General features: G+C 63.2%; 20 protein-coding genes and 1 pseudogene. 10 read left to right on the top strand and 11 right to left on the bottom strand.

The annotated features are described in order from the left end of the window. Nucleotides 1-217: 217 nt before the first annotated feature. The 6 genes from GTP44_RS02900 to GTP44_RS02875 all read right to left on the bottom strand — a co-directional run bounded on the left by GTP44_RS02900 (nt 218) and on the right by GTP44_RS02875 (nt 5,401). Nucleotides 218-592 carry an Hpt domain-containing protein gene (locus GTP44_RS02900; RefSeq protein ID WP_160990430.1) on the bottom strand — a complete coding sequence of 125 codons (375 nt, stop codon included), beginning with the start codon at nt 590-592 and terminating at the stop codon, nt 218-220. A gap of 49 nt (nt 593-641) precedes the next feature. Then, a complete protein-coding gene (locus GTP44_RS02895) occupies nt 642-1,517 on the bottom strand; it encodes a proteasome-type protease (protein WP_161018250.1) in 876 nt (291 codons plus the stop codon). Nucleotides 1,518-1,558: 41 nt separating this feature from the next. Then, nucleotides 1,559-2,359: a transglutaminase family protein gene (locus GTP44_RS02890; RefSeq protein ID WP_161018249.1), complete on the bottom strand. Its 801-nt coding sequence runs from the start codon at nt 2,357-2,359 to the stop codon at nt 1,559-1,561. A 14-nt stretch (nt 2,360-2,373) separates the two neighbouring features. Beyond that, nucleotides 2,374-3,321, bottom strand: coding sequence for an alpha-E domain-containing protein (locus GTP44_RS02885; RefSeq protein ID WP_160990433.1), 948 nt, complete (start codon nt 3,319-3,321; stop codon nt 2,374-2,376). Nucleotides 3,322-3,324: 3 nt separating this feature from the next. Beyond that, complete coding sequence (locus GTP44_RS02880; protein ID WP_161018248.1) at nt 3,325-4,755, bottom strand: circularly permuted type 2 ATP-grasp protein; 1,431 nt, start codon at nt 4,753-4,755, stop codon at nt 3,325-3,327. A gap of 115 nt (nt 4,756-4,870) precedes the next feature. Continuing rightward, nucleotides 4,871-5,401, bottom strand: a complete 531-nt coding sequence (locus tag GTP44_RS02875) for a PRC-barrel domain-containing protein (protein ID WP_161018247.1) — start codon at nt 5,399-5,401, stop codon at nt 4,871-4,873. 180 nt (nt 5,402-5,581) lie between these two features. On the opposite strand from GTP44_RS02875, the gene GTP44_RS02870 reads away from it, so the two are divergent. The 4 genes and pseudogenes from GTP44_RS02870 (at nt 5,582) to GTP44_RS02855 (ending at nt 8,787) form a co-directional block, all read left to right on the top strand. Beyond that, complete coding sequence (locus tag GTP44_RS02870) at nt 5,582-6,391, top strand: ferritin-like domain-containing protein (protein ID WP_161018246.1); 810 nt, start codon at nt 5,582-5,584, stop codon at nt 6,389-6,391. Nucleotides 6,392-6,501: 110 nt separating this feature from the next. Further along, nucleotides 6,502-7,293, top strand: a pseudogene (locus GTP44_RS02865) (phospholipase effector Tle1 domain-containing protein); the annotation flags it as partial. 202 nt (nt 7,294-7,495) lie between these two features. Further along, the gene (locus tag GTP44_RS27110; protein WP_202423953.1) at nt 7,496-7,693 is read left to right on the top strand and encodes a hypothetical protein; all 198 of its coding nucleotides are present in this window, start codon (nt 7,496-7,498) and stop codon (nt 7,691-7,693) included. Further along, nucleotides 7,690-8,787, top strand: a complete 1,098-nt coding sequence (locus GTP44_RS02855; RefSeq protein ID WP_161018244.1) for a Tle-like phospholipase domain-containing protein — start codon at nt 7,690-7,692, stop codon at nt 8,785-8,787. The genes GTP44_RS27110 and GTP44_RS02855 overlap by 4 nt, the downstream gene beginning before the upstream one ends. A gap of 7 nt (nt 8,788-8,794) precedes the next feature. Here GTP44_RS02855 and GTP44_RS02850 read toward each other — a convergent pair whose 3' ends face one another. The 3 genes from GTP44_RS02850 to GTP44_RS02840 all read right to left on the bottom strand — a co-directional run bounded on the left by GTP44_RS02850 (nt 8,795) and on the right by GTP44_RS02840 (nt 15,031). Continuing rightward, nucleotides 8,795-11,161: an acyl-CoA dehydrogenase gene (locus GTP44_RS02850; RefSeq protein ID WP_161018243.1), complete on the bottom strand. Its 2,367-nt coding sequence runs from the start codon at nt 11,159-11,161 to the stop codon at nt 8,795-8,797. A 236-nt stretch (nt 11,162-11,397) separates the two neighbouring features. Beyond that, complete coding sequence (locus tag GTP44_RS02845; RefSeq protein WP_161018242.1) at nt 11,398-13,755, bottom strand: hypothetical protein; 2,358 nt, start codon at nt 13,753-13,755, stop codon at nt 11,398-11,400. A gap of 13 nt (nt 13,756-13,768) precedes the next feature. Beyond that, nucleotides 13,769-15,031, bottom strand: coding sequence for a glycosyltransferase (locus tag GTP44_RS02840; protein WP_308494302.1), 1,263 nt, complete (start codon nt 15,029-15,031; stop codon nt 13,769-13,771). A gap of 153 nt (nt 15,032-15,184) precedes the next feature. On the opposite strand from GTP44_RS02840, the gene GTP44_RS02835 reads away from it, so the two are divergent. Genes GTP44_RS02835 through GTP44_RS02810 form a run of 6 tightly spaced genes read left to right on the top strand, consistent with a single transcriptional unit; the run spans nt 15,185 to nt 21,115 of the window. Next, complete coding sequence (locus GTP44_RS02835; protein ID WP_161018241.1) at nt 15,185-16,207, top strand: polysaccharide deacetylase family protein; 1,023 nt, start codon at nt 15,185-15,187, stop codon at nt 16,205-16,207. Then, nucleotides 16,204-16,818, top strand: coding sequence for an arsenate reductase/protein-tyrosine-phosphatase family protein (locus GTP44_RS02830; RefSeq protein ID WP_161018240.1), 615 nt, complete (start codon nt 16,204-16,206; stop codon nt 16,816-16,818). Before GTP44_RS02835 ends, GTP44_RS02830 begins: the two co-directional genes overlap by 4 nt. Then, nucleotides 16,815-17,945, top strand: coding sequence for an acyltransferase family protein (locus GTP44_RS02825; protein WP_160990441.1), 1,131 nt, complete (start codon nt 16,815-16,817; stop codon nt 17,943-17,945). The genes GTP44_RS02830 and GTP44_RS02825 overlap by 4 nt, the downstream gene beginning before the upstream one ends. Then, on the top strand, nt 17,938-19,158 hold the full coding sequence (locus GTP44_RS02820) for a carboxylate--amine ligase (RefSeq protein WP_161018239.1): 1,221 nt from the start codon (nt 17,938-17,940) through the stop codon (nt 19,156-19,158). The genes GTP44_RS02825 and GTP44_RS02820 overlap by 8 nt, the downstream gene beginning before the upstream one ends. A gap of 35 nt (nt 19,159-19,193) precedes the next feature. Continuing rightward, nucleotides 19,194-20,066 carry a ThiF family adenylyltransferase gene (locus GTP44_RS02815; RefSeq protein ID WP_161018238.1) on the top strand — a complete coding sequence of 291 codons (873 nt, stop codon included), beginning with the start codon at nt 19,194-19,196 and terminating at the stop codon, nt 20,064-20,066. Next, nucleotides 20,063-21,115 (top strand): nitroreductase family protein, encoded by a 1,053-nt coding sequence (locus tag GTP44_RS02810; RefSeq protein ID WP_161018237.1) that lies wholly within the window; start codon nt 20,063-20,065, stop codon nt 21,113-21,115. The genes GTP44_RS02815 and GTP44_RS02810 overlap by 4 nt, the downstream gene beginning before the upstream one ends. Nucleotides 21,116-21,131: 16 nt before the next feature. Here GTP44_RS02810 and GTP44_RS02805 read toward each other — a convergent pair whose 3' ends face one another. Together GTP44_RS02805 and GTP44_RS02800 are read right to left on the bottom strand one after the other, a co-directional pair. Beyond that, nucleotides 21,132-21,467 carry a hypothetical protein gene (locus GTP44_RS02805; RefSeq protein ID WP_161018236.1) on the bottom strand — a complete coding sequence of 112 codons (336 nt, stop codon included), beginning with the start codon at nt 21,465-21,467 and terminating at the stop codon, nt 21,132-21,134. A 91-nt stretch (nt 21,468-21,558) separates the two neighbouring features. Beyond that, complete coding sequence (locus GTP44_RS02800; protein ID WP_229256748.1) at nt 21,559-23,946, bottom strand: TonB-dependent siderophore receptor; 2,388 nt, start codon at nt 23,944-23,946, stop codon at nt 21,559-21,561. Nucleotides 23,947-23,965 lie beyond the last annotated feature (19 nt).

Genomic DNA, 23,965 nt, shown 5'->3' with positions numbered 1-23,965 from the left:
ATTGCTGTAAATAGTGGCGCACGCACGGTTTTTGACGTGCTCCTGCTGCAAGTCCTGCGGATAGTAGCATGAAGATTTTTGGCAACTTGTATTGAGTGGACAATTGCGGGTAACAATTGTAACCATTCGTTAGGGAGCAAAGCTGTTGCGCTGCGGCGCTGCGCGGTGCAACGCAGCAAACCGCACATTGCACCAATCGTCAAACAAGGTGGGGAGATCAGCCGGCGGCCGGTGTGTTGCGTTGCAGCCAATCTTGCGCGTCACGCAAGACTAGCTGGTATTCGGATTCCAATGCGGCAAACAGGGAAGGGATGGCGTCGCCGCGCTGTTCGGCGATGGCTTGCTCCAGCTTCAGCGAGGCGCTGACGAGGCGTTTGGCGCCCAGCGCGCCGATTGAACCGCGCACGCTGTGGAAGATCTTGCCGGCGTCGTCCAGCCGGCCTTCCCGCAGGGCGGCGCCGGCCTGTTCGAACGGTTCCAGACCGGGCGCGCAGGCATCGCGCACGATTTTGGCGACAATGCCCAGGGCTTTGTCGTCATTGCCCATGTACTTCACCAGCGTATCGACCGAGAAGATGCTTTCTTCACTCATGCAGAACTCCAGGACAGGTTGTCTTTATCCTATCACATGCGATGGCCGCTTACTGCTGCCCATCGTGAAATTGCTGCGACAAGGTCTGCAGCGGTAGCGGCGACGCCATCGGCGCCGTCACGCCGGACGGCGGCGCTACCCGCACCGGCTTGCTGTTGGTGTTGGCCGAATGTAACACATTGCCCGGTGTCTCCGGCGCGGCATTCCATAGCGGCGCCTCCAGCCCCTCGAAAACCGTCTTCAGCTGCTGGCCCCAGGTGTTGCGGATCATCTGGAAATACTCGTTGCGTTCATCAATTGTTACAAAATGACTGACCGCCAGTTTGTCGCTTTCATACACCAGCAGGTCCAGCGGCAGGCCGACCGAGACATTCGAGCGCAGTGTGGAGTCCATCGAAATCAGCGCGCACTTGGCGGCATCGTCGAGCGAGGTGGCCGGGCTGACCACGCGGTCGATGATGGGCTTGCCATATTTGGCCTCGCCGATCTGGAAATAGGTGTTCTCGTCATGCGACTCGATGAAATTGCCGGCCGAGTAGATCTGGAACAGGCGGCAACGCTCGCCCTTGATCTGGCCGCCAAAAATAATGCTGACGTTGAACTCGATGCCGAAGTCCGCCAAGCCCTTGGCGTCGCGCTCATGCACCTGGCGCACGGCCTCGCCGAGGATGCGCGCCGCCTCGTACATGCTGGGCACGGTCCAGATGCTGTGACCGTCCTCGGTCTTCAGCTCGGTCACCAGTTGGCGGATCGATTGCGATATCGACAGGTTGCCAGCCGTCATCATGACCATCGCGCGGTCACCGGCCAGTTCAAACACGCTCATCTTGCGGAACGTGCCGACCTGATCCACGCCCGCATTGGTCCGCGAATCCGATAAAAACACCAGCCCGGCATTCAGGCGCATGCCCACACAGTAAGTCATGTTTACAAGTATTGATTAGAAGTACCGTTATTTTACACTGCTCACTGCGGCACGATCTGAACATCCACGCTCAGCGACTCGGCGCCGCCGCCGCGCCGCATGCCGCGCACCGGCGCCGCGCCGTCATAATCGCGGCCGATGGCCAGGCGGCAATAGGCGTCCGTCATCTGCCGCGCGTGGGTCACGTCGATGCTGACCCAGCCGGTGTAATCACGGTCCTCCGCCCAGGCGTCGACCCAGGCGTGGCTGGCGGCGTGGCCGGTGTTGCCGGGATCGATGTAGCCGGACACGTAGCGCGCCGGAATGCCATGCGCATGGCAGCAGGCCAGAAACAGGTGGGCATGGTCCTGGCACACGCCCTGGCCCAGGGCGAGCGCGTCGCTGGCGGTGGTGGACACCGCCGTCGCACCGCTTTGATACCGGACCGCACCAAAGATGTGCTCGGCCAGACACATCAGGTCACGGGTCATGGCCTTGCTGTCCGGCAAGCAGGACGCCGCCAGTTCCAGAATGCCCGGCGTGGCCTCCGTCAGCCGCGTCGGCACGGTAAAGATCAGCGGCGACAGCGCGTCGGCGACGATGCGGCCCCGGTCCGGCGCCACCGTTTTGACGATGCCGCTGGCCACAATGGCCAGCGTCTGATGCGGCACGGTCATGGTCATCGTGTGCGACTGGTTGCCGTAAGCGTCGGCGTAGGCGTGCACGTGGCCGGGCGTGGACAGGTTCCAGGACAGCACATGCTGCTGCGGCTCGACCCGCGGCGTCAGGTGCAGCTGCTGGATGGTGTAGGCCAGCGGCAGCGTGTAGGTATAGCGGGTTTCGTGCCGTATCGACAGTTGCATGGGAGTCCTTTCGCTTACGCCGCCAGCGGCACCAGGAAATCGCGGCTGACGCGGTTGCCCAGTTCGTAGATGTCGGCCAGAAAGCGGGTCAGCGTGTCATGCAGGCCGTCCGCCAGGATATCGTCGATTTTGGCGAACTCCAGCTGGGCGCGCAGGCGGCCGGCGAAGCGTTCGGTATCGGCCGACACGTCGTTGCGTACCGCGCGCAAGTTCTGCACCACCTCGTCCATGCAGGCCAGTAGCGAGCGCGGCATGTCGGCGCGCAGCATCAGCAGCTCGGCGATACGCGCCGGCGTGATGACGTCGCGGTAGACCTTGCGGTAGATTTCAAAGCCGGACACCGAGCGCAGCATCGCGCCCCAGTAATAAAAATCGCGCTGGCTCATGCTCTCGCCGCTTTCCGCCGCGCCGCCGTGGTACTTCACGTCGAGGATGCGGGCGGTGTTGTCGGCGCGCTCCAGGAAGGTGCCGAGGCGGATGAAGTGCACCGCCTCGTCGCGCAACATGGTGCCCAGCGTGACGCCGCGCGACAGGTGGGAGCGGTACTTGACCCACTCGAAGAATTTGCTGGGATCGGTTTCCAGCAGATCGCTCTTGAGGCGGCGCTGCATGTCCAGCCAGGTCTGGTTCTGGATTTCCCACACCTCGGTGGTCAGCGTGCCGCGCACGGCGCGGGCGTTTTCGCGCGCCTGTGTCAGACAGGCGACGATCGACGAGGTATTGTCCGGATCGCGCACCATAAAATCGATGACCTCGCGGCCTTCCAGCGACTGGTACTTCTGATTGAACGCGTATTGCAGCTCGGAGATACCGAGCAGGGCGCGCCAGCCCTGGGCGTTTTCCTCGTCGGACTGCGGCAACATCGAGGTTTGCACGTTGACATCGAGCATGCGCGCGGTGTTTTCGGCGCGCTCGGTGTAGCGCGCCATCCAGAACAAATGGTCTGCGGTTCGGCTCAGCATGATTTATTTCTCCAATATCCAAGTATCTTTGGTGCCGCCGCCCTGCGACGAATTGACCACCAGCGAGCCTTCCTGCAGCGCCACGCGGGTCAGGCCGCCGGGCGCCATGGAAATCGTTTTGCCGGACAGGACGAACGGCCGCAGGTCGATGTGGCGCGGCGCGATGCCGTTCTCGACATAGGTCGGGCAGGCCGACAGGGCCAGCGTCGGCTGGGCGATGTAGCCGTCCGGCCGCGCGATCAGACGCTGGCGGAAGTCTTCGATCTGCGCCTTGGTCGAGGCCGGCCCGACCAGCATGCCGTAGCCGCCGGCGCCGTGCACTTCCTTGACCACCAGTTGCGGCAGGTTGGCCAGCGTGTAGGCCAGATCTTCCTTCTTGCGGCACTGGTAGGTCGGCACGTTGTTCAGCACGGGTTCTTCCGACAGATAGAACTTGATCATGTCCGGCACATACGGATAGATCGACTTGTCATCGGCCACCCCGGTGCCGATGGCGTTGGCCAGCGTCACGCGGCCGGCGCGGTAGACCGACAGCAAGCCCGGCACGCCCAATGATGAGTCGGCACGGAACGCCAGCGGATCGAGGAAATCATCGTCCAGGCGGCGATAGATCACGTCCACCCGTTTCGGGCCGCGCGTGGTGCGCATGAATACGGTGTTTTCGTTGACAAACAAATCCTTGCCCTCGACCAACTCCACGCCCATCTGCTGCGCCAGGAAGGCGTGTTCGAAATAGGCTGAGTTGTACATGCCGGGCGTCATCACCACCACGGTCGGGTCATTGATGCCCATCGGCGCCACCGAGCGCAGGTTATCGAGCAGCATGTCGGGATAATGGTCGACCGGCGCGATCTTGTTGCGGGCGAACAGTTCGGGAAAGAGCCGCATCATCATTTTGCGGTTTTCCAGCATGTAGGACACGCCGGACGGCACGCGCAGATTGTCTTCCAGCACGTAGAACTCGCCTTGGCCGGCCCGCACGATGTCGACCCCGGCGATGTGGGCGTAGATGTCGGAGGCGACATTAATGCCCTGCATCTCCGGCCGGTACTGCGCGTTCTGGTAGATCTGCTCGGCGGGAATGATGCCGGCCTTGATGATGTTCTGATCGTGATAAATATCATGGATGAACATGTTCAGCGCCTTGACGCGCTGGATCAGCCCGGTTTGCAGCTGTTTCCACTCCGCCGCCGGGATGATGCGCGGGATGGTATCGAACGGAATCAGGCGCTCGGTGCCGGCATCGTCGCCGTAGACGGCGAAGGTGATGCCGACGCGGCGGAAGGTCAGGTCGGCCTCGGCGCGCTTGCGCTCGATGGTATCGGCGGACTGGCGTTGCAGCCAACCGCAAAACTCCCGGTAGTGCTCACGGACTTCGGCGCTGGCGGTGTGGGCCAGGCCGTCCACAGTCATTTCATTGAAGAATTTTGGCATATCGAACATTCCCTGTTTGGCACATTTACTCTTCTATCAAGAAGTGTGCCAATGAGAATGCCCGATATTGGTGCAAAAAACGCCGGGCGGGTGGCCCGGCGTCGTTACGCCCGCATTAACGCGACAGGTTGCCGCCGCCGGTGGTGCTGCCGTAGCCCGGATCGCTTTGCAGGCTGCCGGTGCCGGTGCCGGTGCCCATCACGCTGCCGGTCGAGGTAACGCCGCCGGCAACGTTCTGCTGGGTGCCGTAGAAGCTGTGCAGTTCGGTGTTGAACTCGGTGCTGGCCATGTCGGGCCAGTTGTCCTTGTCAAAGCCGGGGGCGTTTTTCAGGTGATCCTTGGATACGTCCAGCAGGAAGCGCTGGTTGATGGTGTCCAGTTGCAGCGCCTGCCACGGCACGGCGAACAGCTTGTCGCCCATGCCCATCCAGCCGCCGAACGACAACACCGCGTAGGCCACCTGGCCGGTACGGATGTCGAGCATGATTTCCTTGATGTCGCCCAGGTCTTCGTCCTGGCGGTTGTAGACGTCTTCGCCGATCAGGGTGTCGGCGCCCATCAGGCGCGGGCCAGGGCCCGTATTGTCGGTATCGACATAGTTGTCGCTGCGATAGATGCCATAGGTGTCGCGGTCGAGGTAGCTCATGATGGTCTCCAGATAGTGATTAATCAGATCCCGCGCCAGACGGCGCGGTGACAGACCTAATCATGCTGCCGGGGCGACGGTTGAGGTATAGGCGCGCGTGCGGTGTGGGTGTAGGACAGAGATTAGTTCAGCAAGAACCAAGTGTTAAACTGTCGCCCTCGTGAAATTGGAAGGATAGGCATGGCAGCACCAGAAGAACTCCGCGCCCGCGCGTTGCATTGCCTGCTTGGGCGCGATCCGGCCGCCAAGGTGGCGGCGGTGTATGCGATGGCGGACGCATCGCAGCAAGGCGAATGCGTGGCGGATGCGCGGGCGTTGCTGAGCTCGTCGGCGGCGATTCCCGGCCGCCCGGACCGGCCAGAATTGGTGCCGCCGCTACAGGTCGGCCGCCGCGCAATGAACACGCCGGAAGGGCGCGCCATGCTGATCCACGCGCTGGCGCACATCGAATTCAACGCCATCAACCTGGCGCTGGACGCCATCTGGCGCTTTCCCGGCTTGCCGGCCGAGTACTACACCGACTGGCTGCAAGTGGCCAGGGAAGAGGCGTATCACTTTGCGCTGCTGCAGGACCATCTGCAAACATTGGGTTACCGCTACGGCGATTTCATCGCCCACGACAGTCTGTGGGAGATGGTCGAGAAAACCTGCGGCGATGTACTGGCGCGCATGGCGCTGGTGCCGCGCACGCTGGAAGCGCGCGGTCTGGACGCCAATCCGCCGCTGCGCGCCAAACTGTTCCAGGCCGGCGACAAGGCCGCGGCCGCGATCCTGGACATCATCCTGCGCGACGAAATCGGCCATGTGGAGATCGGCAACCGCTGGTACGGCTACCTGTGCCGCCAGCGCGGCCTGGCGCTAATGCCCACCTACGCCGAGCTGGCGCGCCAGTACAACGCCCCCACGCCGCGTGGCCCGTTCAACCTGGCGGCCCGCCGCCAAGCGGGTTTTACCGAGGAGGAACTGCAAGCGCTGCAAAACGTAAATTAATTATTTACTTCCAAGTAGCAATAATCACAATTTTTTTGCCCGCAGATCAAAGTCGTACTATGATGAGTTGAAAATTATCTATTCGATAATTTTCAACTAGTAGGCTTTGGATGGAGGTGATGATGAAAAGCATCGTGCAAACAGTTAGCGCCTTGGTGTTGTTGTGTCAGTTACTGTCCGGATGTGCGAGCACCGTCAATGCGGAATCGCATCTGGCGTCCGCAAATACCACACAAGCCCGCAACATCTTTGTTTTCATGGATGGCACAGCAAACGAATCAGCCTCAGGCACAAATGTTTACCGAACGTTCAAGCTGATCTCGCAGGACGACAATACCGCAACGGCCAGCATTTATATCGAGGGTGTGGCAACGGCAGGCGCCAGCGCCCAGCAGGTATTGGAAGCGGCGCTGGGATACGGCATGCAGCCCCGCATTTTGACCGGATATCAATTCATCACGGATAATTATCGTGCAGGCGACAAGGTTTTCATCTTCGGATTCAGCCGGGGAGCCCATGAGGCAAGGGCATTGGCGGGGCTGCTCTCATACGCGGGTATTCCCAAGGCATCCCCTGGCTCAGGCAAAAAAATCCTTTCTTTGGTGAAGTCTAAAGATGACGATGACTATCTCCAGCAATGGAAGACTTGGAAAAGCGGCGACCGCCCCTTGCTCGCGGATGAGATCAAACGCACTTTGAATCTGGAAGTGCAAGGCGTGGAAGTCAATTTCCTCGGGTTGTGGGATACCGTGCCCGGCTCTTCATTGAAGAAGTTTGGCAAATGCAAGGAAGAGAAGAATTCCACGGACGGCGACCGCTATAAGTCCGGCTCTTATCCGCCAATTCACTACATCGCCCACGCGGTATCCGTTGATGAGAAGCGCTCGAAGTTCAGGCCCATCCTGCTGTGTGATGCGATTAATCCCGAGCTGACCACTATGGTTCCCAGGTGCGCACGCCGATGTCGGCGGAGGCTACAACGATGCGCGAGGATTGTCCGATATCTCGTTGAACTGGATGCTCGACAATCTGCTCAAAGACTACACGCTCAAAACAGCCAGAACAGCCTTCACCGCCAACGCGCTGGACGTCGCGCACTGGTCGATGGGGGATCAATACGGCAACTACAAAAGCGTGTGTGAAGACCGCGCGCCGGGCGAGCAGGCCGTGTTCCATTCCAGCGTATCGGAGCGCCGCAGCCACGGCAACGCACCGATGCGTATCTTCGGCGAAGTAAAAACGATTTCATACCCCTTCACTTGCGACGATGCGCTGGCTCTGACCCGTGTGGTGAAGAAATGAGCCTCAAAATCGCGGGCCTGATGGTGTTGCTGCTACCGTTACTCAACGGTTGCGGCGTGTTGGTGACCACTGAAGGGTGGATCAACACGCAAAAACGCGTGCCCACAAAAACCAGCGCCCTGGTGATACCGGCGCCGCAAATACAAACAGGCGATGCGTTCGAAGAGAACATCAGGAAGTTTGCCCTGATGGCGCTGTTTTCGAAGGTCGTATATCGGACAGATCTGCCTGAAGAAACGCGGAATCTCCTCGCTTGCCGCCATCTCGACGGCGAGGAGGACACCTTCGGCATGCCAACGCGCGCTGATGGAAGTGGCTGGTCTCGTATGGTTATCAAGGCTTACGATAAGGACGCGGATACGAAAATTGTCTCGTGCTACGACAAGCACGGTCTTTACTTCGAGACTTACGCGCATAAGCCGCCAGGGCAATCTGAGCCAGACATCGCCGTGATTGCCATTCGTGGCACGGAAAACTACAACCTCTACCAACGCGTGCGCGACTGGTCGTCGAATCTTGCGGCGATCTTCGCCATCGATCCGGGCGAATACAGGTATGCCCGGGAGGCCATCGTTCCGTTGGTACGGCATATCCGCAAGGAGCAGCCCAATATTCGCATTCTGGTGACAGGTCACTCCTTGGGTGGTGGAATCGCCCAGCAGATCGCCTATCTGTCGACAGATATAGAGGCGGCCTACGTATTTGATTCATCGCCGATTACAAACTGGAGCTATCTCGCGGCGAAAAAACCTTCGCCATTGCCACCTAATTATGATCCGGTGATCTACCGCGTGCATCACCTGAACGAGTTCCTGCAGATTCCGCGCTTTATCACCACGCGCCTGACCAGTACCCGCATTAACCGGTCAGACTATGAATTCTATTTTCAGAATTCAGGCAGCATAGGCGATCATGAAATGTCTATTCTGGCTTGCAACTTCGCCATGCACATCGTGCAAGGCGATGGACACTTCGATTATCCAGCGGAATTCGCGAGGTCGGTCCTGAACACCTATGAGATTTGTCCCATTAAGCTGTGGAAACGCAACCCGGACATGACGCTATTTATCGACTGGGGCGACGCCGCCCCATAGTCTTAACTCAGACCGCAATTTCCGCGGGTTGCTGCGTCATCTGCCTGCGCTTGGCGGCGTCGGCCGATGCGCCCAAATCCGGCGGGAAATCATCCACATGGACTGACAGGTCGGTATAGCGGGCGAAGTCGGATATGGCACGGCGTTCCTCCGGCGTCACCAGGCCCTGGGCAGCGGCGTTGGCGATCCAGGCCTCCATCAACGGCAGGCTTTGCGGGATCGGTGGCAGCTTGCCGTCCTTGATCGCTGGTTTCAGGCGCCGCTCGATACTGTCGACAAACGCCAGCAAGCCGAACGCCAGTTCGCCGCACGCCACCGGATCGCGCAGGTCGTCGGCCAGGAAACTGCCGGCCAGCAGGCGCTCGCGGGCGCTGCCATGGGTTTGCATGGCGGTGGCGATTGCCGCGCCGAGCGCGTCCGATGGCGGCGAGTAGGGCAAGCCCAACGGGAAGGTCAGCAGCCGCGTCAGCACCGCCGCGATGCGGCTCGGGAAGTTGGCCAGCACGCCATCGAGAGCATCTTGTGCCTGGCACAGCGCGTCCTGGACCGACCAGTGCACGTAGGCCGCATCCTCCTCTGGTCGGCCTTCGTCCTCGAAACGTTTGAGCGTTGCGCTGATCAAGTACAACATCGACAATGCATCGCCGAGCCGTGACGAGATCCGTTCGCGGCGCTTCAGGTCGCCGCCGAGCGTGAACATGGACACGTCGGTCATCAGCGCAAACACGGTCGACAGGCGGCCGACGGCGCGGTAGTGCTGCTGCATCTCGGGAGCGATCCCGGCGGGGGCGGGCGCCGCGACGCCACCGGTCAGGCTGTACCACAGTGCGCGCACCGCGTTGCCAACCGTGAAGCGCAGATGGCCGAAGAACGCCGCGTCAAAATCATGCAGGCCACGTTGCTGGTCGCTGTCGGCGGTGGAACGCATTTCTTTCAGCACGTAGGGATGCGCACGGATCGCGCCCTGGCCGAAAATGATCAGGCAGCGGGTCAGGATGTTGGCGCCTTCGACCGTGATGGCGATCGGAATCTGCTGGTAGGCGCGCCCGAGGAAGTTGGACGGCCCCATGCAGATCCCTTTGCCGCCAAGAATGTCCATGCCGTCATTGACCACCTCGCGGCCGCGCTCGGTCACATGGTATTTGGCGATGGCCGAGATCACCGCCGGCTTTTCGCCCAAGTCCACCGCCAGCGCCGACAGCCGCCGCGCCGCATCCATCATGTACAAATTGGCACCCATGCGCGCCAGCGCTTCCTGCACGCCCTCGAACTTGCCGATGGCGGTGTTGAACTGGCGGCGGATGGCGCAATAGGCGCTAGTGCCGCGTACCGCCAGCTTGGCCGTGCCGACACTGGCCGATGGCAGCGAGATGGCGCGGCCGGCCGCCAGGCATTCCATCAGCATGCGCCAGCCTTTGCCGATTTGCTGCGGGCCGCCGATGATCCATTCCATCGGGATGAACACGTCCTGGCCGCTGGTCGGACCGTTCTGGAACACCGCGTTCAGCGGCCAGTGGCGGCGGCCGATCACCACGCCCGGATGATTAGTGGGAATCAGCGCGCAGGTGATGCCGGGTTTTGCGTCCGGTGGCAGCAAGCCGTCTGGATCTTCCACGCGGAATGCCAGGCCGAGCAGCGTGGCGATCGGCCCCAGCGTGATGTAGCGCTTGTTCCAGCTGATGCGCAGCCCCAGCGTTTCACGGCCCTCATGGCGCCCCATGCAGACGATGCCGGTGTCCGGAATGGCGGCCGCATCCGAGCCGGCATAGGGGCTGGTCAGCGCGAAGCAGGGGATTTCTTCGCCCTTGGCCAGGCGTGGCAGGTAATAGTTTTTTTGCTGGTCGGTGCCATAGTGCAGCAGCAGTTCGGCGGGGCCGAGCGAATTGGGCACCATCACCTGCACCGCCAGCGCCGAGCAACGCGTCGACAGCGCCATCACGACTTGCGAGTGCATGTACGCCGAGAAAGCCTTGCCGCCATAGTGCTTGGGAATGATCATGCCGAGGAATCCCTTGTCGCGGGCAAACCGCCAGGCGGCGGCCGGTAGCCCTGGCCAGACCTGGGTGGCTTCCCAGTCATCGACTAGTTCGCACAGCTGCCGCACTTCGTTGTCCATGAAGGCTTGTTCTTCGGTCGTCAGCGCCGGACGGCGCAGTTGCAGGAATTTTTTCCAGTCCGGCTTGCCGGAGAACAGATCGGCGTCCCACCAGGTGGTGCCAGCTTCCAGCGCATCGCGCTCGGTGTCGGACATCGGCGGCAGAATGCGCTTGAACAGCGCATAGATCGGCGGGGTAATCCAGCGCCGGCGCAGCGGCGCGGCAGCGAGGACGATCGTAATGGCGGCCAGCACGGCCAAGGTTATCCAGAGGATCATGATGCGCTCCTTGTAATTAGGGCCGACGATAGCCCGAGCCGCGCACGATTACTGTACGCTTCCGCTCATAGCGCAGACATGTGCGAGCATAAAAATCATGATTAATCGACTACTCCGCAGCTTCAAAGAATCATCCAGCGACGCGCCTGCCGAGCCGGCATTGGTCAACCATCGGGCTTAGCGGTGTCGTCGCACCAGGCATTTCTGATCCAGCAGCGTGACGAAGACGCAGAGGGCTAGACCGTGGTGCGGTCGTTTAACAGCGCCGCGCCCAACAGCAGGAAAAACAGCAACGTCAGGCGCGGCACGTCGAACAGGCTGTCGAACATGCCCACCACCAGCGCGCCGCACAGCGCCGCCAGGTAGACCGCCGCGCCTTCCTTGCCGGCCCAGGCGCGCGCCGCCAGCCGCCAGCCGCTGTACGACAACAGCAGCGCCAGTGCGGCCAAACCCAGCCAACCCTGTTCAAAGTAGGTGTGCACGTAGAGGTTCTTGATGTGCCACGGAAGGTGGTCACGGTCGCTGCTAAAGAACCAGCCGTCGTGGCCTTGCGTGAAGCCGCCGTTGCGTACCCGTTCCACACCGTCTGTCCCGCGCAGGCTGATGTTGTCGACATCGATCGCCGCCGGTGGGCCGTAAGTGGCCAGTTCCAGCTGCACCAGGGCCGGCGTGCGGCTTCCGAGGCTGCCACTATTCACCATGAACTGATAGTGGCCCCATTCATTGCGCGCTAACCTGGACAGCGTGGCCGGCGTCACGCAATCTTGCGGATACAGCAGCCAGCGTCGGCACAAGGCCACCGTCAGATGCGTGTTTTTGGCGGCGCTGCGCGCTTCGAATGCCAGCAGGTAAGACGTGTTTGGCGTGAGCGGCACCAGTTGCAGGTGACGCAGCGGATCGGCGTAGCCGCGAGGGTGCTGGGGCGGCAGCAGACGCAGGTAGCGGTTGCCGTCGGCTTCGGACTCGTAGCCGTAGCTGCCGGGCTGTTCGCCCAGCCGGTTGTGCCAGTAGTAGATGGCCGGATAGCGCGCCAGCCCCACGCCCAGCAGACGGCTGTCCCAGTTGTCCGGCATCATGTGCAGCGCCTCGTCCCAGTGGCGCAGGCGATGTTCCCAGTCACGCTTTACGGTGCTCATTCTTTCTTCCATGTAGGCGCTGCCGAGGATGGGGATGGCCACCGCCAGCACCGCCGCCGCAGTGCAGCCAAGGCTGATGGTGGCGCGATCAATTCTCCACATTGGTCGCACGCATAGCAGTGCCACTGCCGGCAGCACCGCCAAGACTGTTGAGTGTGCTGCGGAAGCACCGCCCCAGTGCCAGGCCACCAGCACGGCGCACCCGAGCAGTGGAGCGAACGCGCCGAGCGCCGCGGCGTGCGCGCCCATCCGCCAACGCAATGGTCCGACAGCGGCCAACAGAAGGGCGCTGGCGCAGCAAGCCGCCGTCAAAAGGAAGGCGAAATATGGCCCTTTGAGCCAACCCGACAGGCCATCGGCTCGCAGCAGCATGAAGGCTGCCGTCGCCGTGAAGCTGAGCAGCACTGCCGCCCCAGCCGCGTAGCGTGGCGAGATCGGCTGATGTCGCAGACCGCCCAGCACTAGCGTGGCGGCCCACACCACGAGCAAGGTCCCCAGTGCGCGGTAGCCGCCGCTGGTAAATGCCGCGGTCAGCAGGACGCACAGCAGCGCCATCACCGTCGCCAAGGCGGCCACGCTGGACGCGCGCAGACGGCCGGTGGCCAGTTGCGGTCCGGCGTGCAGCACGGCCAGTACCGCCGCCGATGCACCGTAGGCCAACCAGACGTCACGCGAGAACAGCGTAAAGCCGGTGAACAGGCCGATCAGCAGCAAGACCAGCGCGGCCGCCGTCTGCCAAAGGCGCGCAGGCCGCAGCAGCCACCAGGCGACAAACGGGAAGCTCATGGCCAGATAGGCGTCCAGCGCGGCGCCACCGGTGTGCATGCTGGCGAACGGCGCGGTGGGGCGGTAGTCGCTGGAGAAATTCAGCATGCCGGGGAACAGGGCGCGCTCCGTCATCACCGCCATGCCGGTGAATAGCAAGCCCAGCAGCATGCCGGGCACCAGCTTGGCGGCGATGCCGGCCGTTCCGCCGGCGCGTCGCAGCAGCGGCAGCAATAGCAGTGCCCACAGTGTTCCCTTGGCCGCGCGCAGGCTGCTGTAGGGACTGAGGTAGTTGGCGTAGCTGTTCAAGTCGGGCGCCGTTAGCGGTTGCAGTCCGCGCCACGCGGCGACGCTGGTAAAAATGGCGATCATTGCCAACAGCGTGGCGGCGGCGCTGGGTAGCCTGCTGTCGTGCGGCTTGGCCGCCAGCCGCCAATAACCCACCGTCAGCGTTGCCAGCAGCATCAAGTCCAGCTCGTCGATGTAAAAGCGGCCGCTCCATGGCGACAGATCCAGCCAAGGCAGCGCGGCCGGCACCAGCAGCAGCCACAGTTGCGGACGCCAGTACAGCAGCGCGCAGTAGATCCCTGTCAGCACAGTCGCCGTCAGCGGCTGGAATGGGTAATCGGCCAGCAGCACGCCTAGCAGAATCGCTGGCGGCAGCGCTGCCAGTGTGCGGGCGTTGTGGCTCATCGGCTAGCGTCCATCAGCGTGCACTGATCACTTCGTTCAGCAACGCCGCCAGCGCCACGCTGCGCGCCTGGCGCGAGTGCGCGGCGAGCGCCGCCTTGTCGGCCAGCGGCGCGTTACCGTTGCCCAGCAGGGGCAGGAAGCGCAGCAGGCCGTCCTCAATGCCGGCTCGGTCATCCAGCGGCGCGATGGTGTCGATGCCGGCCGCGCGCAACGTGGTGGCGGTGTCGCCGGCGGCGTCGGTCAGCGCTAGAATGGGGCGGCCAGCGCGCAGGTATTCATAGAGCTTGGCCGGTACCTGGTGATTGCAATTGGCCGCTTGCAGTATTAACAAACCGTCCGCTGACAACATCTCGGCCAGCGCGGCGCGGTAGGGCAGGTGCGGGGCTAGAACCACGATCTCTTGCAGGCCGCGCGCGGCAATCAAAGGCTTGATGCTGGCGTCGTGTCCGGTTGCGCGCAGCACTACCCGCAATGTGGCCGCGCTGATCGCGTCGCGTTCGTGCAAGGCGCGCAGCGCGTCCAGCATCGGCGCCGGATCGCGCTCGGACGGATAGATCACGCCGCTGTGCAGCAGGACCAGCGGACGTCCGCTGTCCTTGGCCGGCGGCGCGGCCGTAGCGGCGGCCTCGGCGAAGTTCTCTTCATCGTATCCGTTCTCGATCAGCCGAAAGCGCGTCGGCGGCAATGCCGGGAAGCGTTGACGGTAGGCCTGAACCGCGCCCGACGTGGTGCAGACAGCCAGTGTGCAATGTTCCACCGTCAGGCGTTCTATCCACAGATAGCAACGGCGGGTCAGCGGGTGTTCCGGATAGCCCTCGTCGGTCATCGGGTCGCGCAGGTCGGCGATCCATGGCAGGCCGGTCAGGCGGTGCAGCGCGTAGCCGATCAGATGCGCGGTGGCGATCGGATAGGTCGACCAAATTACCTGTGGCCGGTGCTGGCGCAGCAGCATCATCGCTGCGGGCAGCGCGCCGATCAGCCAGCTCACCCAGCGGTCCGGCAAGGCTAGCCAGCCAGGATAGCGGCCGCGCCAGGACAGATGTCGCGCCGCGTCCAGCGCAAAGGCGCGGCATACCAGCACGCTGGACGGAATCTCGCCCAACTGATCGTCGCCCGGATTGCCATAGGCGCGCGGGTGCGCCGTTAGCACCACCGGCTGCCAGTTCAGCGCGGGCAGGTATTGCGAGAATTTCAGCGTGCGTTGAACGCCGCTACTACCACGCATCGGCGGGTAGTGGAAGGCGATCATCAGCACCGCGCGTTGCGGCATTACCATGTGTGCGCTCCGCCGAGTTTATGTCCAGGCATCAGTTTGACGATAAAGTGCCCCGTTCGCTCCTGTTCCGCGCCTAACTTTGCGCCGGCTCAAACTGTCCAAATTGCCACGTACTACCTTATGTTGTTGCCGTACTGGCGTCGAGGACCGATCATGCTTGTCTGCCTGACCATAGATACCGAGTTCAGCATTGGCGGAGCATTCACCGACGCGGCCCGTCGTCCGGTCGGCGACGCCATGGTCCGCTGCGCCATCAATGGCCGCTCGCAAGGACTGGATTTCATGCTCGACTGCCTCCAACGGAACGGCTTACAAGCGACGTTCTTTGTCGAGACGCTGCAACGCCACTACTTCGGCGCCGCCGATCCAATGGGGCCACTGGCGCGACGCATCGCCGACGCTGGCCATGAAGTGCAATTACATCTGCATCCGTGCTGGGCGGTATTCCAGCATCCCGATTGGCGCGAACGGGTAGGGCGACAGCCGCGCCAGGACGAGTTCGTCGGCCGCGATCCGGCCTCGACCGGCGCGCTGCTGCGCCAGGGATTGTCGGCTTTTGCCGACTGGGGTTTGGCGCCGCCGCAGGTTTTTCGAGCAGGCAATATGCAACACGATAACGCGCTGTACGCGGTCCTGGCCAAGGTGGGCATTCCTTACGCCTCCAACGTCGGGCTGGCGATTTACGATAGTGGGCTGGAGGAATATCGCCTGTATGCCGGTCGCCATTTGCGTCATGGCGTGCTGGAATGCCCGGTGCTGACTTTCAGCGACTGGCGCCTGTTCAGGCCACATCTGAAAACCTTGACCGTTTCCGGCACCGGCCTGGGCCAAACCATCGCGCTGCTGGAACGCGTACGCGCGGTCGGGCTGGAGCAGGTGGTGCTACTGACCCATCCGTTTGAATACGTGCAGAGCCGCAACGGCGACTTCGACGTGCTGCGCACGCATGCGCTCAATCAGAACCGGCTGCGCGGTCTGTGCGATTACCTCGGCGCGCATCGCGGACAGTATCAGGCCTGCGGCATGGCGGTGGCCGCCGCACAACCGCTGACAGCCGTATCGGATGCCAATCCCTTGCTGCACAGTCCGGCCTGGCGCAGCGCCGGTCGGCTTGCCAGCCAACTGCTGTACGACCGCTATGGTACCTGGCGGCTGGCGCAGGGAGTCCAGGCATGAGCTGGCATCCTCTGCGGCGACTGACCGGCTGGATCGACCGCCGTCACGGTACCTGGCGCGGCGCGGTACGCAGCCTGTTGGCGCGGCTGGCACTGGCTGCGGGGCGGCTGGAACCGTACCAACTGCGTCATCCGCAGCGCGTGCGGCGGGTGGTGTTTGTCTGTCTGGGCAACATCTGCCGCAGCGCTTTCGCCCAGCAAGTGGCGATTCGGTTGGACATGGCAACGGCATCGCTCGGCCTGTCCACCACCACCGGCGCCAGCACGCCGGACAGCGCGCTGCGGGCCGCCCGCCGCCAGGGCTACGACCTGACGGCGCACCGCGCCATCAATCTGAGCGACTTCGAGGTGCGGCCGGGCGACCTGTTTCTGGTGATGGAACTGTGGCAAGCGCGCGCGCTGCGCCACCGCTTCGGCGCGCGCGACGATGTCGAGGTGGCGCTGCTGGGCCTGTGGTGCACACCGCGCCAGCCGCATCTGCACGATCCCTTCACCCTCAGCGACGCCTATTTCGACCAGTGTTTCTGCAGCTTGCGCGAAGCCGTATTTGCTCTGCAACGCGTTGTGCCGCAGGCCGGACGCGGCCCGCAGACAGCGGGAGCAAGGCGATGAGACGCGAATTTTCCCTCTATCTAGATCTCGTGCGTGTGCTGGCGGCCGGCGCGGTGATCCTGTATCACTCCAATCTGCGCCTGCTGACCAGCGCGAAGCTGCCTTTCAGCCAGCACGGTCACGCGGCGGTGATGGTGTTTTTTGTGCTGTCAGGCTATGTCATCGCCCACATCGCGCAGCAGCGTGAAAATACACCGCTGGAATATTGGGCCAGCCGGCTGTCGCGTTTTTACGCGCTGGCCATTCCCGCCGTACTGCTGACGCCGCTGCTGGATCTGGCCGGTCAAGCGCTGGGGCCGCAGTTTTATCAAGGCACCACCACCCACGGCTGGGCGGCGCTGCGTATCGCCACCAGCCTGAGTTTCCTTAACGAGGTATGGCTGGCGTCCATCATGTCATTCTCCAACGTGCCTTACTGGTCATTGTGCTACGAGTTCTGGTACTACGTGCTGTTTGCGATCCTCGCCTTTGTGCGCGGACCGGCGCGCTGGTACTGGGCGAGCGCGGTCGCGCTGCTGCTCGGCCCCAAGATCATGGTGCTGGCGCCGGTGTGGGCGCTGGGCGTGCTGCTGCAACGCTGGCAGCGCTTGAAAAACATCAGCCCGGCCATCGGTGCGGCGCTGTTCGCTTGCTCGTTGCCCGCCTACGGACTTTTTCATTTCTCCGGCATGACCGAGACCGCCAGCGCGTGGCTGCGGCAACTGATCGGTTCGGCGCTGCATCACCAGATGGCGTTCTCCAAATTCTTCCTCACTGATTACCTGCTGGCGTTGATCGTGGCGTGCAATTTCGTCGGCATGCGTGCGATTGCGCCATATGTCGGAAAACCGCTGCTGTGGGCGGAACCGGGGATACGCCTGCTGGCCGGCTACACCTTCAGCGCGTACATCCTGCACCAGCCGCTGTTGCAGTTCTTTGCCGCCTTGTTTAATGGTGATCCTAATCAGCCCTGGTTCTACCTCGCCACCATGACGGCTACATTGGCTGCCATTGTGGCGATCGGCAGCGTGACGGAAGGCCGCCGCCGCTACTGGCGCGGCCTGATGAGGGCGCTTCTGTTGCGCTTGATGACCAGCGGAACGCCGCCTGGAGGACTGGTGGCGACAGCCTCCAAAGATCATGCCTGACAATCTGCTACCCGCCGTGGTGCTGGGCATCGACACGCCAATTGGATTGGCCATCATCCGAGATCTTGGCCGGCGCGGCGTGCCGGTGTACGGCATCGCGCGCAGCGCGGAGGCCCTCGGCTTGCGGTCGCGCTATCTGAAGCGTGGCCTGCTCCGCGCCGGTGACGGCACGGCCGGCGTCGTTGCCCAACTGCGACAATTGTACGAAGAAATCGGCGAGGCCTGCCTGTTCGCCATCTCGGAAACCGATATCAACGCGCTCAACGCCGAGCGCGCCCACTTGCAGGGCTACCGCCTGCTGTTCGCTTCAGCCGAGGCCATGGCGCTGGTGTTGGACAAAACCGCAACCTACGCAGTGGCCGAGCGGGTGGGCATACATGTGCCGCGCACGCTGCAGCCCGCTTCGCTGGAACACGCCACCGCCGAGGTCGGCAAGCTGCGCTATCCAGTGGTACTGAAATGGGCCGATCCGAACGGCGTGGCGCCGCCGCTAAAGCAAGCTGGACTGTTGTTGGACAAGGTGCACTACTGCGCCGATGCCGCTGCGTTGCTGGCCTACCTGCGGCCGTATCAGGCTGCAGGGCTCTATCCGCTGGTGCAGGAATACTGCGCCGGCTACGGCCTGGGCCAGTTCATCCTGATGCGCGACGGCCAGCCGCACTACCTGTTCCAGCATCGCCGCCTGCATGAGTGGCCGCCCGAGGGGGGCGTATCGACCGTCTGCCAGTCGCTGCCGCTGTCGCAGCACATGGAGCAAATGCGTCGCTCGGTCGCATTACTGCGGGCATTGCGATGGGAAGGCGTGGCCATGGTCGAGTACCGGCACGATCCAGTCACCGGCCAGTCGGCGCTAATGGAGGTCAACGGGCGCTTCTGGGGCAGCCTGCCGCTGGCCTGCCATGCCGGCGCCGCCTTTCCGTGGCTGCTCTATCAGTTACACGGCCTGCACCGGCCGGTGTGGCAGACGCCTTACCGCGCCGGCCTGCGTTGCCGCTTCATGCTGCCGGAAACGCGTCGCCTGCTGCGCGTGCTGGGCCGGCGCGGTGGCGCTGCTGAGTTCGCCAGCTACCTGATCGATTTCGCGCGGCCCGGCACCCGCTACTACGTGCATGACTGGCGCGATCCCGGCCCGCTCTGGGCCGATGTGACGCAGATGCTGTGGCGCGCGCTACACAACCTGCCAGGCATGCGCCGTCACCGCATCGATTTCTGATATTCTGCCGACACCAACGCAATGAGGTGCCATCCATGTCGCGCTTTTCCTACGACCAGGCGTTCTCCCGCAACATCGGCTGGGTCACGCCACAGGAGCAAGCCATCCTGCGCGGCAAACGCGTGGCCATCGCCGGCGGTGGCGGGGTCGGCGGTATCCACGCCACCACGCTGGCGCGGCTCGGCGTCGGTAAATTCCACCTGGCCGACTTCGACACTTTTGACGTGGTCAACTTCAACCGCCAGGTGGGCGCAAACATGAGCACGCTGGATCAGCCCAAGGTCGAGGTGATCGCGCGCATGGTGCGCGACATCAATCCCGAGGCGGACATCGAGATGTTCCCCGACGGCGTCAATGCGGACAACCTGCCGCGGTTCCTGAGCGGCGTCGACCTGTATCTGGACAGCCTGGACTTCTTCGCCTTCGACGCCCGCCAGCGCACTTTCGCCGCGTGTGCCGAGCGCGGCATTCCATCGACCACGGCGGCGCCGCTGGGCATGGGCGCCGCCACGCTGAGCTTCCTGCCTGGGCGGATGAGTTTCGAGGACTACTTCCAGTGGGGCGAGCGGCCCGAATTGGAAAAAGCCGTGCGCTTCATGGTCGGCCTGGCGCCAGCCGGTCTGCACCGCGGCTACCTGGTGGTGCCGTCGGCGATCAATCTGGCCGAGCGACGTGGCCCGTCCACCATCATGGCGATCAACCTATGCGCGGGCATGGCGGCCACCACCGCGCTGAAACTGTTCATCGGCCGCGGCAAGGTGCTGGCGGCGCCGCACGGCCTGCACTTCGACGCCTATCTCAACAAGCTGGTGCATACCTGGCGGCCGGGCGGCAACCAGCATCCGCTGCACCGCCTGGCCATTTCGATGGGGGTAAAAATGTACAGCAAGACATTCAAGCCATCATGAACGCCGATCCGTTGGCCGACATCCTGTCGCTGGCGCGCTGGGCGCCCAGCGGCGACAACACCCAGCCGTGGCGTTTCGAGCGGCGCGGTCCGCTGGAAGTGGCGGTGCATTGCCGCGACACCCGCGACCACGTGGTGTACGACCTGCGCGGTCACGCCAGCCAGGTGTCCTACGGCGCGCTGCTGGAGACCATGGCCATCGCCGCGACCGCGCATCAACTGCGGCCGGTGGTGAAACGCGGCGGCAGCGAGCAGGAACCAGTGTTCGAGGTGCGTTTCGACGCCGATCCGGCGCTGGCGCGCAGCCCGTTGATCGATGTTATCGAGCAGCGCTCGGTGCAGCGCCGGCCACTGAGCCGGCAGCCGCTGCTGCCCGAGCACAGGCAGGCACTGGAGGCGGCGCTGGGACCGGGCTACACGCTGCAATGGCTGGAGGGGCCCGCGCGCGCCGCCGCCGCCCGCCTGATGTACCGCAACGCCCGCGTGCGGCTGACGATGCCGGAAGCGTTCACCGTGCACCGCGACATCATCGACTGGGACAATCTGCGCAGCAAGGACAAGGTGCCGGCCGGCGCGCTCGGCGTGGACGCCATAACGGTCAAGCTGATGCGCTGGGGCATGCACAGCTGGGAACGCATGCGCAGGATGAACGCGCTGATGGGCACCTGGGCGCCGCGCCTGCAGATGGATTTGCTGCCAGGCCTGGCCTGTGCCGCGCACTATGTGCTGCGCGCCGCCCAGCCCCCGCAAGGCATCGACGATTACGTTGACGCCGGCCGCGCGGTACAGCGGCTGTGGCTGACGCTGACCAGTCTGGGTCTGATGATGCAGCCGGAACTGACACCACTGATCTTCAGCGCCTACCTGCGCGACGGTGTGCGCTTTACGACGGACATCGCCGTGGTGGCCGAGGCCGAGGCGCTGCGGCATGATTTGCGCCAGCTGCTGGGCGGCGAAGTTGAACGTGCGGTGTACATGGGTCGCGTCGGGTATGGCACCGCGTCCGAGTCCCGTTCCATTCGCAGGGACCTGCAGGACTTGATGCGCTGAAATTATGCGTAACGCGTTACGTTTTTAGACGTTTTGCCAAGTCGGCATAGGCGCGTTTGCTTGCCGCCAGTTCTGCGGCCAACAAGGCATTTTCGCGGCGCAGTGCTTCGACGGTTTTGTGCGCTTTGTCCAGCTCGGCGATGAGGCGGCGCGGGGAGCCATCATCCGGCGGCATTTCCTGTGACGCGTTACGGGAAGTGACGATGGCGTGCTTTTCCTCGCGCTTGCGGTCGCGATAGGCTTTTTGCCGCTCGGCGCTGCTCATCGCATTGCCGGTGGCCGGCCGGCCGCGACCGCGCCTGGCGCCGGCCATGTCCAATTCCAGTGTTTGATTATCGTCCGCTTGTTTCATGGTTTCCTTTTAAGGTAACGCGTGACGATAATTTTAGCCTGCCTTGGGCAACAAAAGTAAAAACATCGTGCCGCCGCCGGCAGGCCGCCCATCAGAAGCGATAACTTGCGCTGACGTTGACGGTGCGCTCGGCGTTGCGATAGCAGAGTTTGCCATCGCAATCGAGCAGCACCTGCTTGTCGAACAGGTTATTGAAGTTGACGGAGTAGCGCCATGGCCCTTGCTCGACGCCGAAGGCGGCATCGACCATCCCCAGCGACGGATTGGTCAGGTTGCTATTGCCATAGTCCATGGACGAGCGCGCCTTGCCGAAGTAGCGCACGCCCAGGCCGGCGTAGCCGAGCGCGGTATCGTTGAGCTTGTGGCTGTACTTGGCCCAGACCGATGCGCTATGCTTGACGGCCCCCATCTGCGCCAGGCCGCGATCGCCGTTGTTACTTTGGGTGATCTCGCTGTCCAGATAAGTGTATTGCGCCACAATGCTGAGATTGCGCAGGATGTCGGCGCGCGCCTCCAGTTCCAGCCCCCGGGAGCGGACTTCGCCGCTTTGCACCAGCGAATTCGGGTCCTGCGTGGCGGCGGTGGTCACGTTCTTGCGCGTCAGGTTAAACACCGACGCGGTGTAGCTGACGTTGCCATGGTCCGGCTGATAGCGCAGGCCGGCCTCCAGCTGCCGTCCGGTGGACGGTTGGAGCAGTTCGCCGTTAATGTCACGGCCAATCTCCGGCGAAAACGAGGTCGAGTAGCTGACATACGGCGCCCAACCGGATTCAAACAGGTAGACGCCGCCCAGGCGCCTGGTGGTCTTGCTGGCGGACTGGCTGTACGTTTGCGTGGCGGTGCCGGCCGCCGGCAGCACGCGGGTGTTCTCGTTATCCGCGCGGTCACGGCGCACGCCGGCGGTCACCACCCATTTATCCCAGGCCAACTGGTCTTGTAGATACAGGCCTTTCTGCTTCAGTGGATACAGTTCATAGCGCGGCGATGGCGACGGCACCGCCGTCTGCTGGTCGCCGTACACCGGGTTGTACAGATCGAGATTAGGCATCGGCGTGATGCTGTAGGGGAAGCTGTCGGTGGTCTTGTTGTCCGCATAATCGAAGCCGATCAGCACATTGTGCGCCAGCGCGCCGGTCTTGAACGTCGCCTGCACACGGGTATCGGTCTGTAGTCCGCGCCAGGCCGAGTTGCGCGGATAGAACAGCCGCGTCATGGAACGACCGTCGGCCTGCAACACGCGCGGGAAGACGTTGGTCTCATCGCGCTTCAGTTCGGTGTAGCGCAGATTTTGCTGAATCTGCCACGTGTCGTTGAACCGATGCTCGAATTCATAGCCGAAGGTGTGATTTTCGCGGTTCCATCGGTTGTCCCGACCGCCCAGGTTGACGCTGGGTGACGGCTGCCCCTGTGCACCAGGATTCTGAAGCTGATTCGGCCACACATAGGACTGGTTATCCTTCTGATACTGCGCCAGCAGCGTCAGCGAGGTGGCGGCGTCCGGCCGCCAGGTCAGCGCCGGGGCGACGTACAGACGGTTGTCACGGTCGAGGTCAATACGCGTGCCGGAATTGCGGCCCAGCATGGTGAGGCGGTAAGTCCACTCGCCATTCTGGTCCAGCGCACCGCCCAGGTCGGCCTTGACCTGTTTGCGGTCGTAGCTGCCATATTCAACGCCGATTTCATGCACGGCGGTGGCCGAAGGGCGCTTCGAGACGGCGTTGATCATGCCGCCCGGCGGCGACTGGCCGTACAGCACCGAGGCCGGGCCGCGCAGCACTTCCAGACGCTCCAGGCCGTATGGCTCGATCGGCGCCGCGTAGGCGCGGCCCGAGGTCAGCAGGCCATCGCGAAAAATGCCGGCGGTGCCCAGCTCAAAGCCGCGCAACATGGAAAACTCGTCCACCGACCATGGTTTCATATTGGGCGTGACGCCGGCGGTGTAGCGTAGCGCCTCGTCCAGCGATTCGACCTTGCGGTCGGCAAGCTCGTCGGCCGTGATCACCGACACCGACTGTGGGTTTTCGATCAGGCGGATGTTGGTCTTGGTGGCGGTGGCGCTGCGGCGCGCCACATAGCCGTCTACGTGGCCGAGCGCGGTCTCGCGCTCGCCCCGGACCTGCACTTCCGGCAGCGCCAGCGCGGCATCGGGGCGCTGCACGGTCGCCGGCGCCGCGCTCTCCTTCAGCACGTAGCCGCCGCCCTGCGCAACGGCTTGCAGACGGCTGCCGGCCAGCAGGCGGTTCAGCGCCTCCTGCGGTGTCAGCGTGCCCGCCAGGCCAGGGCTGTTTTTACCATTGGTCAGCGCGCCATCGGCGGCGACAAATACGCCGGATTCGGCGGAAAAGCGCGCGATCACGGCGTTGAGCGGCCCGGCCGGAATGTTGTAGGCGCGCGGCACGGCCTCGGCGGCCACGGCCAGGGCGGGGAGGGCGGCGGCCAGCATCGCGGCCAGGGCCTTCTGAGTCAGATTGAATGTCATGGAAACTTTCGGAAATGAG

Source organism: Duganella lactea (assembly GCF_009857505.1).
Lineage (GTDB): Bacteria > Pseudomonadota > Gammaproteobacteria > Burkholderiales > Burkholderiaceae_D > Rugamonas > Rugamonas lactea.
Note: the sequence above shows the minus strand (reverse complement) of the source record. Positions and strands in the feature narration are given on the sequence as shown.